Source organism: Sporosarcina sp. P25, from assembly GCF_002743235.1.
Taxonomy (GTDB): Bacteria; Bacillota; Bacilli; order Bacillales_A; family Planococcaceae; genus Sporosarcina; species Sporosarcina ureae_B.
Genome location: NZ_PDYV01000032.1, coordinates 1 through 15,493, shown reverse-complemented (window position 1 = coordinate 15,493; position 15,493 = coordinate 1). Strand labels below are relative to the sequence as shown.

Genomic DNA, 15,493 nt, shown 5'->3' with positions numbered 1-15,493 from the left:
TATATGACGTACTATAACCATTATCGCGGGCAGTGGAACTTGAAAAAGCTGCCGCCTGCAGAATACAGACGACAGCTTCAACAAGCAGCTTAGGCTTTTTTTATAATTGTCCTTTACAAAGGGTACATTTTATTATAGCAGCCCGGATTTTTTTGTCGTGAATATGATATGATCGATTAGAATGAAACGTTTTCACGATTGTTACGTATATAGTGAGTAGAAATTTGAAAAGAGGTGGACCCGTGAGACAGCAACCTTCCAATCAAATCTCCAGAAAAGGATTAACCGTTTGGAGATTATATGGAACGATTCAAAGTGTGATTATATTAGCCATCGCAGTCGGTTTAGGTTTTTTGTCGTATTTTTTTGAATGGCCGATTTGGATTATGATCGTCGTTACAGTAATTGTACTATTCTATGCGTTTTTATCAATTTATTTATTCCCGAAAATTAGTTGGCAACGCTGGCGCTATGAAGTACGTGAAGCAGAAATTGAACTTCAACACGGATTATTCATTGTCAATCGTACGCTCATTCCGATGGTGCGCGTTCAGCACGTGGACACAGCGGAAGGGCCGATTTTACGTAAGTATGGTCTGGCTTCTATCACAATTTCCACTGCAGCGACTACTCATTCCATTCCTGCGCTAGTGACGGAAGAGGCAGATGAACTGCGCAACCGTATTTCCACGTTTGCAAGGGTGGCGAAAGACGATGTCTGAACCACATTATAAACTACATTGGATTTCAGCTGTAGTCGAGACTGCCAAAGCACTGAAAGATTTGATAGGTCCGTTCGTAATTTTAGTTTTCGTGAATGGTTTCAAAGGAGAAAGTACAGCGCCATGGTATATCCAGTATTGGTCTTTGATTTTATTTGGCGTGCTTCTCATATTCACGTTAGTTTCCGGTATTGTGAAATGGCGCCGTTTTGATTACTGGTTTGAAGATCAGGAGTTGCGCATCGTATCGGGTTTGTTTGTACGGAAAAAGCGTTACATTCCATTCGATCGTATTCAAAGTCTAGATTATACAGAAGGTATTTTTCATCGACCATTTCAGCTGGTTAAGGTCAAAATTGAAACAGCAGGTTCGTCATCCGGTAAAGATGCGGAAGCTGAATTAACTGCAATCACGAAGGAAGCAGCGCAACAGATTGAAAAAGAAATTAAGCAATCAAAAAAAATGAAAGTTATAGGTCCAAAACCAGCATTATTTGATCAAATAGAGTGGCAGTTGATTCGAGAGCCGGAGGAAGAAGTGCAGATAGCACAACAACCAGCACCAGTAGTTTTTTCTATGACGACAAAGGATTTGCTTATGCTTGCGACAACTTCCGGTGGGATCGGAGTTATTTTATCTGGTGCGATCGTCTTCCTATCGCAAATCGAGGAACTCATTCCGTACGACTGGTTGTTCGGAGAATTGAAATCTTTCATCCGTATCGGTATTTTCGTCATTGCAGCCCTTGTAGCACTTGGTTTCCTGATTGTTTGGTTGCTATCCGTCGCGATGACATTCCTTGCGAATTATGATTTCAAAGTCATGCGTGAGAAAGATGATTTAGTCATCACGCGGGGGTTACTTGAGAAGAAACGGGTTACTGTGCCGTTGAAACGTGTACAAAATATTACGATCATCGAAAATCCTATCCGTCAGTTATTCGGCTACGGAGCGGTCATCATCAACAGTGCGGGGGGAGTGGGAGAAGGTTCGCGCATCAAACTTTTTCCGCTAGCGAAACGAAATCGCATTGTCGAACCATTGCAAGAGTTATTTCCCACTATAGACTTCAGTGAACCGATAGAGAAAATTGGTGGAAGAGGGAAACGTTTCTACTATCGTTTTAAGTTACTTGTGACACTTATAGCGATAGCGGTTGTCTCGTACAACTTCTTTCCTTACGGCTTGCTGATGTTGTTATTGTTGCCGTTGGTAGGATTGCACGGTATTTGGCAATACAAGACGGCGGCCTACACGATCTTGCCGAAACAATTGACTATGCGTTTTCGCATAGTCAGCCGGCAGACGGTGTTTACGGAGAAGAATCGGATCCAGTCGATGGAGTTGGATCAGAACTACTTCCATCGCAGGAAAAAGGTTGCAACGATCACAGCCAATGTCAAGTCAGGTATGACACTCGACGCCCCAGCCATTCGTCACATGTCTCAGGAAGACGCAGAAAAGTTCCTGTCTTGGTATGAGTACCACCCAGAAAGCACAGAATCACAAACAGAGCCGGACAACTAAACTTGTCTGGCTTTTGGATTAGTGAAAGTGGATAGGCTGACAGGAGATAGGATAGGAAATTTGTGCTCTTAACGCTTCGCTATTACTCCAATCTCTTCGTACCCACTAATTGACTCTTTATGCAATTCTCCATTTAAAAAGCCAGACAAGGATAATCCTAGTCCGGCTTTGCATGACACTACTTTTTTCGCCAACTAACAATGTTCTTCGGATTGAAAAAGCTCAACCCGATCAGGAAGCCTGTGAGCAGCCCTGCAATGTGCGCTGTCACGTTGATATTCGTCCCGACAAACGTCATCACAACACTAATGATGATAATCGGTAAAATAACTTGTCTCAACTGTGGAAATGCATGCTTCGTGTAATACACAAGCGCGCCAAACGCACCGAACACACCAAAGATCGCACCACTTGCACCGACATGCGTATAGGCAACAGGCTGCACGAAGTATGTTGCGATATCGCCGAACAAGCCGGCTAACAAATATACGGTGATAAACCGTGCTTTCCCTGCGATTTTCTCAAGCTCTGGTCCGAAAACGAAAAGCGAGAACATGTTAAATAGTAAATGCATGAAACCGCCATGCAAAAACATCGGGGTTATTAAGCGCCAATACTCTCCATTCGCAATGAGCAAGTTATCTCCCAAGCCGAATAAAAAGAGCCGATCACCAATGCCGGGAATTAATGTATAGATAAAAATCCCGATATTTAAGGCGAGCAAAAATGTCACGACAGGATATGCGCGAACATATTGTGAAAAATTTTCCGTTCTTATAAACATGGTTTCACCTCAATCTTCTGTACTGATTATACATATTATTTAACTTGAAGGGAAAGGAGTTGTTCATTTTGATACAAGGAATTGGATTAGACATCGTGGAATTGGATCGCATAGCCCGTTTGGATGGCCGTGGCGCGAAATTCAGAGAACGGATATTGTCCGAAAGAGAACTACGAGTATATGAAACGCTACATGGCCACCGTAAAAATGAATACTTGGCGGGGCGCTTTGCTGCCAAAGAAGCATTCTCGAAAGCGCGAGGTACTGGAATCGGAACGGATTGCAGTTTTTTGGACATTGAAGTCATTTCGGAAGCAAGTGGTCGCCCTGTATTGTACTTCCATAGTCAACTGGTTCAAGGGTTTATTAGCATTACACATACTCGAAATGTAGCTGCTGCACAAGTGGTCTTAATGGAATCCTGAAAGCGTCTGAACAGAATTTAAAACAAGCTCGCATAATCGATTCATCCCTCTCATAAGATAAGCTACCCGAATTGATTGGAGAAAGGATGAAAAGAATGCGGAAAAAAATTATTTTGTTAACAGTCGTTGCCGTTATGTTAGTACTAGGAGGATGCGGTAAACCCTCTAAAGAAGATGTCATGAAGAAACTTAGTAATAAGTGGAATGAAACGAAGGGGTATGAGCTAAATGCCTCGATGGAAATCAAAACAGGTTCGGAGCCACGGATGTACAATGTGGAAGTATGGCATACTAAGCCAGAGTTTTACAAAGTAAATGTAACGCAATCGGGGAATGAAGAATCGCAAATGATCGTCCGTAATGAAGAAGGTGTGTTTGTTATTACGCCGTCACTTGGCAAAACATATAAATTCCAAAGTGACTGGCCGGCGCAAAACAGTCAAGGGTATCTGATTGGAACGCTTGCTGAAGATATTAAGGTAGACAAGGCAGCGGTAATGGAAGAAAAAGAAAAAGAGTATATCTTTGAAACGGCAACACGCAATAATCATAAATCACTTTTACCAACTCAGAAAATTCATATCGATAAAAAGACTTTGTTACCAAACAAGGTGACGATTCATGATGAAGCAGGAGAAGAAAAGATTTCCATTAAGTTCGATAAAATTGCCTTGGGTGTAGAGCATAAAGTGGCTGAGTATAAGGTAGAAATGGATAAACCAAAAGCAGATGGTGATCAATCGGATTCTGATGGAGAAGCAACAGAAGGTGATGGGGAAGATCAAGCTAAGGTAGATCAACAAACTTACTATCCGGTTGCTAATTTACAAGGTACAACATTGTCTGAAGAGAAGAGTGTGGAAATTGAGAATGGTCAGCGTGTTATCATGACATTCAGTGGAGATAAGGAATATGTTGTCATTCAGGAACCAGCTGAAAAGCCCTTGAATCAAATGCCAGTTTCCATAGAAGGTGATCCAGTTGATCTAGGTTTCGCGGTAGCGGCATTGACGGAAAAATCTATTCACTGGGAAGCGAATGGCATGGCGTTCTTTGTTGCATCTGACATGTTAAGCAAAGAAGAATTAATCACTGTAGCAAATTCGATGACAGCGACAGAATCCAAGTAATTAACGACTGAATCAATTGACTAGACTGTGCCTTTGGATAGATAATTATTTCATGCAACAGTCTATCCTATAACGAGGTGGAAGGAAATGTTCAACGAAACACAGTATCGGCCAACACGAGCGATTATTAATACAGCAGCTATTCGGCACAATGCACAACACCTTATGTCTTATTTACCTAAAGAAACCAAGTTGATCGCGGTCGTCAAATCAGATGGATACGGTCATGGAGTAGCGCAGGCTGCTTCCGCTGCATTGCGAGCGGGAGCAGAAATGTTTGCTGTTGCGACTCCGGATGAAGCGATGACGCTCAGGAAAACGCAGCCGACGGTCGATATTCTTGTACTGGGATTTTCACCGGTGTCATTTGCCGCTGTAGCTGCACAACATCGCATTATTCTAACGGTTACGAGTGAGAATTGGGTAAAACAAGTGATTGCACAACAACCCTTTGATAATAAATGCAGAATTCATGTAAAAATCGACAGTGGGATGGGTAGAATCGGAGTGAGGACTGAAGAAGAGCTCACGCAATTGGTGAAGCGCATTCAGCAGTCCGATTTATTTATTGATGGTGTATTCACACATTTTGCACGTGCAGATGAAGAAAATAGAGAACCAACGCGGCGACAGTATGAACGATTTATGCGTCTAGTAAAATGTTTGCCTGAAAAACCGCGTCTCATTCATGCATCGAATAGCGCAGGGGCTTTGTTGTATCCTGAATATGCACTAGACGCTGTTAGGTTTGGCATAAGTTTATACGGTATTCCGCCGTCTCATACCGTTGCAAAGCAGCTACCGTTTACGCTTGAACGGGCATTGGCGATAGAAACCGAATTAACCTACGTGAAACAAATGACGGCTGGCGAAGAAATTAGCTATGGCGGTACGTATAAAGCGGTTGAGGGAGAATGGATCGGAACATTACCTGTGGGTTATGCGGATGGGCTGAAGCGTTCACTTAAAGGTCAGGAAGTACTAATCGATGGCAAGAGGGTACCGATTGTTGGCACCATTTGCATGGACCAATGCATGATTCGATTACCTCGTGAATATTCTGAAGGTGAAAAGGTACTATTGATCGGCAAACAGGGCAACGAAGAAATAGGTATAGAAGAATGGTCTGAACGCCTAAACACGATACCCTATGAAATAGCTGTAACATTTTCTACACGGATACCTAGAGTCTATACGTGAAAACGTCGAAACTATCTGGCGGAATATATGACGCAACGATCATCTAATTCGACATTCTACTGACGAAACTAGTATTTCTTGTCAAAACACTTCAAACCTTGTCTTTTCATATTCCAATATAAATGGTAAGATAGAAATGATATAGAAATAGAGGGATGGGTTTGTCGGAGGTGCTCGATTTGCGTACGGATAAAAACGATAAAAGAATACTTAGTATAGCCTCAACCAGATTGCAACAGCAAAATGAAGACGCAATCTTTCAATGGGAGCAAGTGCAAGAAGATTTCGTTTATACGACAGATGTGAAACATATCAAACATGGCGAAGCTTCCTTATTACGTGAAGCCATGATTAGAGGTTATGTGGAAATGTCGCAAATCAACCTCAACATAGCGGCAGAATGTTTATATGCGGAATTTGAAGCTCAGCATACCGTGGAACGTTGCGTCAGCGGAGGATGAAAAGTTGGCAATTAAACGCGGAGACGTCTTTTTTGCAGATTTGTCACCTGTAGTCGGTTCTGAACAGGGTGGGACTAGACCGGTACTGATCATCCAAAACGACATCGGTAACCGATTCAGTCCTACAGTGATTGTGGCAGCCATTACTGCACAAATTCAAAAAGCAAAATTGCCGACACATGTCGAAATTACAGCGGCCCGGCATGGATTCGAGCGGGATTCAGTCATCCTGCTCGAGCAAGTCCGCACAATCGACAAGTCTAGGCTTACAGACAAAATAACACACTTAGACGATGCGTTAATGAAGCAAGTCGACGAAGCTTTACAAGTAAGCTTCGGGCTTATTAAATTTTAGCATACATATTCTACTAACTTTTATTGCAGATGGCGCCAGTAACTTATGGCTTCTGAAAACACTATAGCCAATCGGTTATAGTGTTTTTTTTTAAGTAATTTCAAAAAAAGTGATTAAAAACATGTAGTTTGCAATGGAATTCGATACAATAGAGGTAACTGAAGATGTAGGGAGGAACAAATAACGATGAACGAAGTCATGAAAAAAGGTATAGCCGAGAATATAGATATAATCACTACGCGCTGGGTAGAACAAATGAAAGAGAATGCTGATGAGCGTTTTCTAGATTTAATGCCTGAAGCTGTAGTGGCAACAACTAGTAGAGAGTTTGCAGAATTGATGACGTCTAATCTATCGTATCGCGAAACAGTGGACAAGGGAAGACTGGATGAGTTTACAGAGAAAATCATTCATTTTGGATGGTCAATTAAGTTTATCAATCGGGCAATTGATACGTTTTCTGGCGTCGTATATAACCTATTTTTTGAGACGGGGATTTTACGAGAGTCCAACTTGCGCGAAGGAATTAATATCCTTTCAAACTGGATCAATCCGCTAAGAGAGAGCATCATCGAAGAATATTCTACGAAGTGGGAACGTACGGACATCTTGCAGAAGATTGCTTTGCAAGAACTATCCGCATCTTTGATCCCGGTATTCGACAAGATATCTGTCATGCCGTTAGTTGGGACAATCGATACAGAACGTGCAAAATTGATCATGGAGAATCTATTGGAAGGTGTTGTCAAGCAGCGCGCTGAAGTCGTGTTACTTGATATTACAGGTGTACCGGTAGTCGATACAATGGTTGCGCACCATATCATTCAAGCGGCAGACGCGGTTCGATTAGTAGGGGCGAAATGTATGCTAGTCGGAATTCGCCCAGAAATTGCACAGACTATTGTGACGCTTGGTATTAATCTTACCGATTTCTCAACGACAAGCACGTTGCGCAGAGGTATGCAAAAAGCGCTTGAAATGACAGGTCGGACAATTGTGGAGGAGGAAAAGTAGTATGAAGATGCGAATCCCGATTCTAAAGCTAAAGGATACATTGATTGTATCTATTCAAGTGGAGCTTGACGATCAGACAGCATTACAATTCCAAGAAGATTTATTGAATCAACTGCATAAAACATCTGCACGGGGCGTCGTGATTGATTTGACACCAATCGACTTCATTGATTCATTCATCGCAAAAGTGCTTGGGGATGTTATTCATATGACAAGTCTGATGGGTGCGAAAGTTGTCATCACGGGTATTCAACCATCTGTAGCCATTACGTTAATTGAATTAGGTATCCGTTTAGAAAACGTGACAACTGCATTAGATCTAGAGAATGGGTTAGAGAAATTGACTAGAGAATTGGAGGCCTGACCATGGAACACAGGTCTTCTATAGAGATCAAGACGGAGTGGGATATTGTTGCAGCTAGACAATTAGGCCGCAATGAGGCGAAAAGTACGGGTTTTGGAACAGTCGACCAAGCTAGAATTACGACTGCCATTAGTGAATTAGCGAGAAATATATACCTTTACGCAGGAAAAGGCCGAATCGAAATTGTGCCTATTTCAGTAGGTGCGCGGGTGGGTTTACTTATTACCGCTTCCGATGAAGGGCCAGGAATTTCTGATTTGCAAAAAGTTATGACAGATGGATATACGACTTCAGGAGGACTGGGTGCAGGAATGCCAGGAGTCAAACGACTGATGGATGATTTTCGGATAGAAACAGAAGTGGGCGTAGGTACCACTATTACAGCAACAAAATGGTTGCACTAGGAGTTGAAGGGTATTGCCACAAGAGGCGGGTAAGCAGTATAAGCAAATGCTGGAGAATTATCTGCACTCCAAAGGAGAAGAAGATCTCTATTTGGGACAGCAATTCAGCCGCAGCTTCATAGAAAAGAGTATCGCGCCGGAAGATGTTATCAGTATTCATAAAAATTCTGTTGAAGAACTGATTAAAGATCTGCCGGCCGATGTCAGCGTCTCTTTCGACTTTTTAATCGAAATGATGATTCATTATGGACTAGCGTTAAAAGAGCATCAGAGCTTGATCCGCAAACAAGAGGCCATTCAAACGGAGATGGATATTGCTGTCAGAGTACAAAATACTTTGTTACAAACAACAACTCCTATGTTGGAAGGCCTGGATATAGGTTGGATTTCCAAACCGTCGAAGCAAATGAATGGGGATTATGTATACTTCCTCAAGGAAACAGAACAAGAGGTTTGCTTGGCGGTTGCTGATATTATCGGAAAAGGCATGTCGGCAGCGATGCATATGTCCATGGTAAAGTTCGGTATGGATAGTCTGAGGTATGAGAAAAGAAATCCTTTTGAAGTGTTAAGCTTTATCAATAAAATGGTAGAACAAAGCATTGCTGATTCCATGTTCATTTCCATGTTTTACGGAAAGTATGATACAAATAACTCAATATTCCGCTATTCTTCAGCTGGACATGAACCGGCTCTATTTTATCGTGCGGCAGAAGATTCGTACAGTTTGCTAGAAAGTAAAGGTCTATTGCTAGGCGTGCAAGAAGACGCAGTGTATGAAGAACGAACTGTGCGTCTTGATAATAATGATTTCGTCGCGATTATGACGGATGGTGTAACGGAAACCAGAACCGATAAAGGTTTCATTGAGATGGATGTTATAGAAAGTTTATTGCGCGAAGTGCGTTCGGAAAGTGCGCAAACGATGGTTGACTATTTATTTAGCGAGCTGTCTAAAATGCAAAACTATGAATTGCATGATGATTTCACACTTGTAATTTTGAAAAAAACAAAATAAATGTTTAAGAAATTAGAGAATGGGTATAAAACAATGAGTGTGTAGCAAGCAAGATTACGCTGTGCATTCAGAGAAAATAGAGAAAACGATCGGGGTGGCGAAATGAATTTACAAGTTGAGCAAGTTGATAAAGATCTCGTGCATAATTTTAAAGTTATCGGCGAAATCGATATATATACAGCGCCAAAATTAAAAGAGTATTTGGCTACTTTAGAGTTAGTGGAAGGAATCGAAATAGAATTAGATTTATCTGAAGTGAATTATATGGACAGTACAGGCCTGGGCGTATTTGTCGGATACTATAAAGAAGTAAAAGCGCATAATGGAAAATTAGTCATTCAAGGACTAAACCAACGCCTTTATCGATTGTTTGAAATTACGGGCCTCAGTGAGATTATGGAGATAGAACAATCTAAAGGTGGCGAAAATAATGCAAGCGTTTGATTACATCGAAATAAAAGTTCCTGCAAAAGCCCAGTACGTAGGTGTAGCCCGTTTAGCTATATCGGGTCTTGCAAGCCGCATTGGATTCACATATGACGAAATTGAAGATTTGAAGATCGCTGCAAGTGAAGCAGTGACGAATGCTGTGCAGCACGCGTACAATGATGAAAAAACAGGTGAAGTGATTTTAGGATGTGCCCTCTATGAAGATCGCCTGGAAATTGTCGTGACGGATCATGGTCAAAGCTTTGACTTTGAAGAAACAAAGAAAAAAGTCGGACCCTATCAAGATTGGAATGAAGAATCACCTCTTAGAGAAGGTGGCTTAGGACTTTACTTGATGGAAACTTTAATGGATGAAGTCAAAGTAGACCAAGGGGAGGGTGTCATTGTTTTCATGACCAAATATTTGGGCAGAGAGCGGGGAGAGGATCATGTCAAATCAACAGTCTTCTCGTGACAGTGAGACAAAAGAGCAAGTCCTTAAATGGATACACGAATATCAAGAGAATAATGATGACCACGCGCAAACACAATTAGTCCTCCATTATGAGAGACTGGTGCATTCTATCGCGCGCAAATATTCGCGTGGACAATCTCATCATGAAGATATAGTCCAAGCAGGAATGCTCGGACTACTAGGCGCGATTCGAAGATATGATCCTGAGCAAGGACGAAACTTTGAAGCGTTTGCTGTACCGACCATCATCGGGGAAATCAAGCGTTTCCTTCGAGATAAAACATGGGCTGTTCACGTACCGCGACGAATCAAGGAATTAGGACCTAAAATAAAAGCGGCTGTTGAAACGTTAACAACTGAATTTCAACGTTCGCCAATGGTCTATGAAATAGCAGAATATCTTGGTACCGACGAGGAGTTAGTGCTTGAAGCGATGGAAATGGGCAGAAGTTACCAAGCGTTATCGATTGACCATACACTAGATGCGGATTCAGAAGGCGGAACCATTACGTTGCTAGATATTATTGGTGAGACGGATGACGGTTTTGAGAAAACAGATCAGCGTATGCTTGTTTTGAATGCACTGAACGTTTTAAGTGAACGCGAACGTCAGATTATCCAGTATACATATATCGATCAGATGAGCCAGAAAGAAGCTGGAGAATTACTGGATATTTCCCAAATGCATGTTTCAAGACTGCAACGGAAAGCAATCAAGAAATTACAAGAGGTAATCCTAACGAGTGGTGGTGCAAATTAGTGGAAACTTTTGAGAATGACTATGTAGAGGCATATATATACCAACAGTCAAAAAAAGGTAATAAAGATTCTGGGGATGCATACTACATTCATTCAGAAGAAGATTATTTCATTTGTGCTATTGCAGACGGCTTGGGCAGTGGAACGGAAGCGAAAGAATCCGCTGAAATCATTCCACAAGTCTTAAAGATATATCATCATGAATCACCTGACGATTTGTTACTGCGTTGCAATAAACAGATGGTGCATAAACGCGGTGCTGCAGTAGGGATTGTGAAAGTGTACTTTGAACAGCAAACCCTAGAATATAGTTGTGTCGGTAATATTCGGATCTATATTCTGCAATCGAATGGTCAGATGATTTATCCCTTACCGGTAATGGGTTATCTATCCGGACGACCACAATCGCCTCGTACGCAAAGATATCCTTATAATAAGAACGACCGGTTCTTCCTCCACTCTGACGGCGTAAACTTGCGAAGTCCTAAGAAATACTTACAAGAAAACTCTACTCCGTATCAATTGTATAAAAAGGTTGAAGGTACGATTGAAGATAATGATGATGCAACATTCATCACGGCTAGTCTGCTTCATTAAGTTGAAGCAGGCTTTTTTGTGCTTGAAAATAAATAGCCGTAGAAGGAAACTGCATTGGAAACATGCTATTATATGGAAAGAAGAAAGGGTGGTTAAATTGTCAAAAGATCTTATGGAAGCAACAGCAAGCCGCGCAGGAATCAGTAAACGCCAAACGGCAAGTGTCATCGCTCTGTTGGAAGAAGGCAACACTGTACCTTTTATTGCGCGTTACCGAAAAGAAGCAACAGGTTCACTCGATGAAGTACAGATCAAAGAGATTGAAGATGCCTATCATTATATAAAATCGCTTGAACAGCGAAAAGAAGAAGTGTTGCGTTTAATCGATGAACAAGGGAAGCTGGATGATAAGTTAAAGGCAGACATTGAGCGCGCGACAGTATTGCAGCGTGTCGAAGACTTGTACCGCCCTTATAAACAAAAACGACGTACGAAAGCGATGATTGCGATTGAAAACGGCTTAGAACCACTTGCTGATCAATTGATGCAACAGTTATCCGCAAATATTGAAAATGCAGCACAAGCCTATATCAATATTGAAAAAGAAATCCATACTATAGAAGATGCGTTAGAAGGCGCCAAGTTCATCATTGCGGAAAGAGTATCGGAAGACGCAACAATGCGTGAGAAAATTCGTAAAATCACATGGGCATCCGGAAAACTGACAGCTACCCTTAAAAAAGGCGCAGAAGATGAACGAAAAGTTTTTGAAAACTACTATGAATATGAAGAACCACTCAGTAAAATCGTACCTCACCGCGTTTTAGCTATTAATCGAGGAGAAAAAGAAGATGTTTTGCGTGTTGGAGTGGATTTCCCGGCAGAGCGCATCATTGGAGATCTTGAGCGTACGTACTTAAAGAGACATCCTTCATCATCTGCAACGTATATAAGAGAAGCGTTAGAGGATTCTTTTAAACGTTTAATTGCCCCTTCAATAGAAAGAGAAGTACGAACGACATTAACTGAAAAAGCGGAAACGCAAGCAATTCACGTATTTTCGGAAAATCTTCGTAGCCTTCTATTACAACCACCGTTAAAAGGTAGAACGGTTCTTGGTGTAGATCCGGCATTCAGAACAGGATGTAAACTTGCAGTAGTGGACGAAACAGGAAAGCTCCATGACATCTCGGTCATTTATCCTCATCCACCGAAGCCACAAAAAGAAGCATCGAAAAAAGTAATACTCGATCTATTGAAGAAATATCCGATATCCATTATGGCGATTGGTAACGGGACTGCATCACGGGAGACGGAAAAATTTATTGTCGATTTAATTAAAGAAGTGGACAAGCCGGTTTCCTACGTAATTGTCAATGAAGCTGGAGCGAGTGTATATTCAGCATCTGCAAAGGCACGAGAAGAGTTCCCGGACCTGCAGGTAGAGCAAAGAAGTGCGGTATCCATTGCACGGAGACTGCAAGACCCATTGTCTGAACTCGTGAAAATTGATCCGGAATCTATTGGTGTGGGACAATACCAGCATGACGTAGCGAAAAAGAATCTGACGGAATCACTTTCATTTGTTGTAGAAACAGCGGTGAACCGAGTGGGGGTTAATGTTAATACCGCTTCATCTTCGCTATTACAGTATGTTTCAGGTCTCTCAAAAGCCGTGGCAGAGAACATTGTCAAAGCAAGAGAAGAAGCAGGTAAGTTCACAAAACGTACAGAGTTGAAAAAGGTACCGAGACTCGGCGCGAAAACTTACGAACAGGCAATCGGCTTCTTACGCATACCAGAATCAAAAGAGCGCTTTGACTCGACAGGCATTCACCCAGAGAGTTATAAAGTAGCAGAGGCAGTGTTAAAAGAGTTGCAACTCGATAAATCCCAGCTTGGTACAGAAGAAGCGACAACTGCTCTCGAACACGTGGATATCCCAACACTTGCTGCGCAGTTAGACGTAGGAGAAATAACGTTGCAAGATATTATACAAACATTGCAGCGTCCAAATCGCGACCCGCGTGACGATTATCCCCAACCTTTATTAAAAGCGGATGTACTTGATATCAAAGATGTACATGAAGGAATGGAAATGCAAGGAACAGTGCGCAACGTAGTGGATTTCGGTGCATTTGTAGACATTGGCGTTTCAGAAGACGGATTAGTACACATATCTAAAATGAAGAATGGCTATGTCAAACATCCATTAGACGTAGTTGCATCCGGTGATATTGTTACAGTATGGATTGATTCCGTCGATCGTCAAAAAGGACGTATCGCATTATCTATGCTTCCTCTTAAGAAATAAAGGAGAGAATCAGCATGTCAGAAGAACAATTACAACAGCTGGTTGAACAGATCTCATTGGATATCTTTCATAAGCAGTTTGTCCATCAAGCGGTTTTTAATAGCCGACTGCGGACGACGGGTGGTCGCTATAAGTTAAGCAATCATTTTATAGAGATTAATCCGTTAGTTATTAAGCTTCATGATGAGGAAGAATTAATTGGGATCATAAAACATGAACTTTGCCATTATCACCTTCATATAGAAGGAAAGGGATATAAACATGGAGATGCAGATTTTAAACAGCTACTAAAAGAAACTAATTCCCCCCGTCATTGTAAGCCGCTAACGGAACGTAAAGTGAAAAGTGCGATAATCCATCTATATCGTTGTACTGCTTGTGGATTGGATTATCCTAGGCGGAGAAGAATGGATTGCACGAAATATCGCTGTGGAAAATGTGCAGGGGAAATTTCAAAAGTGAAGTAAAGAATAAAAGACATTCACTCATTATGAGTGAATGTCTTTTATTCTATGAGACGGATATAGGTGAAGGGCGCTTTGTAGCATAGAAAAATATCCAGCGGAAAGGTTGTCATATCAACGTTTCTAAGCATGTTGAAAAGTTTTTTAAAAAAGATTGTCTAAAAAGGTTGACGAACAGCAAGACCCTGTCTATAATAGTAAAAGTCGACTAAGACAAGCGCAACAAAACATTCACTTGCTGAAGCGACAATCAAATTAAGGCCCCTTGGTCAAGCGGTTAAGACACCGCCCTTTCACGGCGGTATCACGGGTTCGAATCCCGTAGGGGTCACTTTTAATAAAATGAACAAATCCCTGGAGATCTGATAGCAAGTTATCATTGATGGGGTATAGCCAAGCGGTAAGGCAACGGACTTTGACTCCGTCACTCGTTGGTTCGAATCCAGCTACCCCAGCCATTCTTACTGCGTGTTACACGCAATAGAGAGAACGAAGGTATTTTGGGACGATTTGTTTCTTTCATTTTAATACGAGCCGTTAGCTCAGTTGGTAGAGCATCTGACTTTTAATCAGAGGGTCACAGGTTCGAATCCTGTACGGCTCACCATTCATTTTAAAAAGTTTTTGAGAAAGTTCTTGACTTACTTAAACTGAAGGTGTATAGTAGTAATTGTCGCTGAAACAAAGCGGTAGTGGCGGAATGGCAGACGCGCTAGGTTGAGGGCCTAGTGGGGGTTAACCCCGTGGAGGTTCAAATCCTCTTTACCGCACCAAACATTCTCACTGATGCAATTTAATTACAACTTATATGCGGGTATAGTTTAGTGGTAAAACCTCAGCCTTCCAAGCTGATGATGGGAGTTCGATTCTCCCTACCCGCTCCATTATTTTTAAAAAGAAAATGAACCTTGAAAACTGAACAGCAAAACGTTAACGAAATACAGTTTGTGCATCTAACGATGACACAAACAAAATAAGTATCTTAATTGATGCCAGCAAATGAAACTCGAGCTAATCGAATTTCTCTTATGGAGAGTTTGATCCTGGCTCAGGACGAACGCTGGCGGCATGCCTAATACATGCAAGTCGAGCGAACTGAAGGAAGCTTGC

At 41.7% G+C, this 15,493-nt stretch carries 19 protein-coding genes, 5 tRNA genes and 1 rRNA gene; 24 read left to right on the top strand and 1 reads right to left on the bottom strand.

Annotation, left to right across the window (positions count from 1 at the left end; genetic code table 11):
- The 3 genes from CSV70_RS16975 to CSV70_RS15965 form a co-directional block, all read left to right on the top strand.
- On the top strand, positions 1 to 93 hold a 93-nt coding region (locus tag CSV70_RS16975; protein WP_369802589.1), incomplete at its 5' end, for an IS3 family transposase.
- Between the two features lie 149 nt (positions 94 to 242).
- Positions 243 to 722, top strand: a complete 480-nt coding sequence (locus tag CSV70_RS15970; protein WP_099629569.1) for a PH domain-containing protein — start codon at positions 243 to 245, stop codon at positions 720 to 722.
- Positions 715 to 2,250, top strand: a complete 1,536-nt coding sequence (locus CSV70_RS15965; protein ID WP_158232433.1) for a PH domain-containing protein — start codon at positions 715 to 717, stop codon at positions 2,248 to 2,250. Before CSV70_RS15970 ends, CSV70_RS15965 begins: the two co-directional genes overlap by 8 nt.
- Before the next feature lie 178 nt (positions 2,251 to 2,428).
- Here the strand turns inward: CSV70_RS15965 and CSV70_RS15960 are convergent, their stop codons facing one another.
- Positions 2,429 to 3,034: a rhomboid family intramembrane serine protease gene (locus CSV70_RS15960; protein WP_085131907.1), complete on the bottom strand. Its 606-nt coding sequence runs from the start codon at positions 3,032 to 3,034 to the stop codon at positions 2,429 to 2,431.
- A gap of 68 nt (positions 3,035 to 3,102) precedes the next feature.
- On the opposite strand from CSV70_RS15960, the gene acpS reads away from it, so the two are divergent.
- The 21 genes from acpS to CSV70_RS15855 all read left to right on the top strand — a co-directional run.
- Positions 3,103 to 3,459, top strand: coding sequence for a holo-ACP synthase (gene acpS / locus CSV70_RS15955; RefSeq protein ID WP_085131906.1), 357 nt, complete (start codon positions 3,103 to 3,105; stop codon positions 3,457 to 3,459).
- Positions 3,460 to 3,554: 95 nt separating this feature from the next.
- Positions 3,555 to 4,589: a LolA family protein gene (locus CSV70_RS15950; RefSeq protein ID WP_085131905.1), complete on the top strand. Its 1,035-nt coding sequence runs from the start codon at positions 3,555 to 3,557 to the stop codon at positions 4,587 to 4,589.
- 87 nt (positions 4,590 to 4,676) lie between these two features.
- Positions 4,677 to 5,789: an alanine racemase gene (gene alr / locus CSV70_RS15945; RefSeq protein WP_099629567.1), complete on the top strand. Its 1,113-nt coding sequence runs from the start codon at positions 4,677 to 4,679 to the stop codon at positions 5,787 to 5,789.
- A gap of 155 nt (positions 5,790 to 5,944) precedes the next feature.
- Positions 5,945 to 6,250: a transcriptional regulator gene (locus CSV70_RS16850; RefSeq protein ID WP_099628036.1), complete on the top strand. Its 306-nt coding sequence runs from the start codon at positions 5,945 to 5,947 to the stop codon at positions 6,248 to 6,250.
- 4 nt (positions 6,251 to 6,254) lie between these two features.
- Complete coding sequence (locus CSV70_RS15935) at positions 6,255 to 6,605, top strand: type II toxin-antitoxin system PemK/MazF family toxin (protein ID WP_029054722.1); 351 nt, start codon at positions 6,255 to 6,257, stop codon at positions 6,603 to 6,605.
- Between the two features lie 186 nt (positions 6,606 to 6,791).
- Entirely contained in the window at positions 6,792 to 7,619 is an 828-nt protein-coding gene (locus CSV70_RS15930; RefSeq protein ID WP_085131902.1) for an RsbT co-antagonist protein RsbRA, read from the top strand.
- 1 nt (position 7,620) lies between these two features.
- Entirely contained in the window at positions 7,621 to 7,983 is a 363-nt protein-coding gene (locus CSV70_RS15925) for an STAS domain-containing protein (protein WP_083034138.1), read from the top strand.
- 2 nt (positions 7,984 to 7,985) lie between these two features.
- Positions 7,986 to 8,387: an anti-sigma regulatory factor gene (locus CSV70_RS15920; protein WP_085131901.1), complete on the top strand. Its 402-nt coding sequence runs from the start codon at positions 7,986 to 7,988 to the stop codon at positions 8,385 to 8,387.
- Positions 8,388 to 8,400: 13 nt separating this feature from the next.
- Complete coding sequence (locus CSV70_RS15915; protein ID WP_198166090.1) at positions 8,401 to 9,405, top strand: PP2C family protein-serine/threonine phosphatase; 1,005 nt, start codon at positions 8,401 to 8,403, stop codon at positions 9,403 to 9,405.
- 102 nt (positions 9,406 to 9,507) lie between these two features.
- The gene (locus tag CSV70_RS15910) at positions 9,508 to 9,849 is read left to right on the top strand and encodes an STAS domain-containing protein (protein WP_085131900.1); all 342 of its coding nucleotides are present in this window, start codon (positions 9,508 to 9,510) and stop codon (positions 9,847 to 9,849) included.
- The gene (rsbW, locus tag CSV70_RS15905) at positions 9,836 to 10,309 is read left to right on the top strand and encodes an anti-sigma B factor RsbW (RefSeq protein WP_085131899.1); all 474 of its coding nucleotides are present in this window, start codon (positions 9,836 to 9,838) and stop codon (positions 10,307 to 10,309) included. Before CSV70_RS15910 ends, rsbW begins: the two co-directional genes overlap by 14 nt.
- A complete protein-coding gene (gene sigB / locus CSV70_RS15900; protein ID WP_085131898.1) occupies positions 10,284 to 11,069 on the top strand; it encodes an RNA polymerase sigma factor SigB in 786 nt (261 codons plus the stop codon). The genes rsbW and sigB overlap by 26 nt, the downstream gene beginning before the upstream one ends.
- Positions 11,069 to 11,665 (top strand): PP2C family serine/threonine-protein phosphatase, encoded by a 597-nt coding sequence (locus CSV70_RS15895; RefSeq protein ID WP_085131897.1) that lies wholly within the window; start codon positions 11,069 to 11,071, stop codon positions 11,663 to 11,665. The genes sigB and CSV70_RS15895 overlap by 1 nt, the downstream gene beginning before the upstream one ends.
- Before the next feature lie 112 nt (positions 11,666 to 11,777).
- Positions 11,778 to 13,919, top strand: coding sequence for a Tex family protein (locus CSV70_RS15890; protein WP_085133584.1), 2,142 nt, complete (start codon positions 11,778 to 11,780; stop codon positions 13,917 to 13,919).
- Positions 13,920 to 13,933: 14 nt separating this feature from the next.
- On the top strand, positions 13,934 to 14,386 hold the full coding sequence (locus tag CSV70_RS15885) for a SprT family protein (RefSeq protein ID WP_085131896.1): 453 nt from the start codon (positions 13,934 to 13,936) through the stop codon (positions 14,384 to 14,386).
- 256 nt (positions 14,387 to 14,642) lie between these two features.
- A tRNA-Glu gene (locus CSV70_RS15880) sits at positions 14,643 to 14,714 on the top strand.
- Positions 14,715 to 14,766: 52 nt separating this feature from the next.
- Positions 14,767 to 14,841, top strand: a tRNA-Gln gene (locus CSV70_RS15875).
- 73 nt (positions 14,842 to 14,914) lie between these two features.
- A tRNA-Lys gene (locus CSV70_RS15870) sits at positions 14,915 to 14,990 on the top strand.
- 79 nt (positions 14,991 to 15,069) lie between these two features.
- A tRNA-Leu gene (locus tag CSV70_RS15865) sits at positions 15,070 to 15,156 on the top strand.
- A gap of 37 nt (positions 15,157 to 15,193) precedes the next feature.
- A tRNA-Gly gene (locus CSV70_RS15860) sits at positions 15,194 to 15,267 on the top strand.
- 141 nt (positions 15,268 to 15,408) lie between these two features.
- Positions 15,409 to 15,493 (top strand): 16S ribosomal RNA (locus tag CSV70_RS15855); the annotation flags it as partial.

What these genes read in the sequence shown, in the direction of transcription:
- CSV70_RS15965 (WP_158232433.1), top strand. Translation starts at nt 715, where the DNA reads ATGTCTGAACCACATTATAAACTACATTGGATTTCAGCTGTAGTCGAG.
- CSV70_RS15960 (WP_085131907.1), bottom strand. Translation starts at nt 3,034, where the DNA reads ATGTTTATAAGAACGGAAAATTTTTCACAATATGTTCGCGCATATCCT.
- CSV70_RS15950 (WP_085131905.1), top strand. Translation starts at nt 3,555, where the DNA reads ATGCGGAAAAAAATTATTTTGTTAACAGTCGTTGCCGTTATGTTAGTA.
- alr (WP_099629567.1), top strand. Translation starts at nt 4,677, where the DNA reads ATGTTCAACGAAACACAGTATCGGCCAACACGAGCGATTATTAATACA.
- CSV70_RS16850 (WP_099628036.1), top strand. Translation starts at nt 5,945, where the DNA reads ATGGGTTTGTCGGAGGTGCTCGATTTGCGTACGGATAAAAACGATAAA.
- CSV70_RS15930 (WP_085131902.1), top strand. Translation starts at nt 6,792, where the DNA reads ATGAACGAAGTCATGAAAAAAGGTATAGCCGAGAATATAGATATAATC.
- CSV70_RS15925 (WP_083034138.1), top strand. Translation starts at nt 7,621, where the DNA reads ATGAAGATGCGAATCCCGATTCTAAAGCTAAAGGATACATTGATTGTA.
- CSV70_RS15920 (WP_085131901.1), top strand. Translation starts at nt 7,986, where the DNA reads ATGGAACACAGGTCTTCTATAGAGATCAAGACGGAGTGGGATATTGTT.
- CSV70_RS15910 (WP_085131900.1), top strand. Translation starts at nt 9,508, where the DNA reads ATGAATTTACAAGTTGAGCAAGTTGATAAAGATCTCGTGCATAATTTT.
- rsbW (WP_085131899.1), top strand. Translation starts at nt 9,836, where the DNA reads ATGCAAGCGTTTGATTACATCGAAATAAAAGTTCCTGCAAAAGCCCAG.
- sigB (WP_085131898.1), top strand. Translation starts at nt 10,284, where the DNA reads ATGTCAAATCAACAGTCTTCTCGTGACAGTGAGACAAAAGAGCAAGTC.
- CSV70_RS15890 (WP_085133584.1), top strand. Translation starts at nt 11,778, where the DNA reads ATGGAAGCAACAGCAAGCCGCGCAGGAATCAGTAAACGCCAAACGGCA.
- CSV70_RS15885 (WP_085131896.1), top strand. Translation starts at nt 13,934, where the DNA reads ATGTCAGAAGAACAATTACAACAGCTGGTTGAACAGATCTCATTGGAT.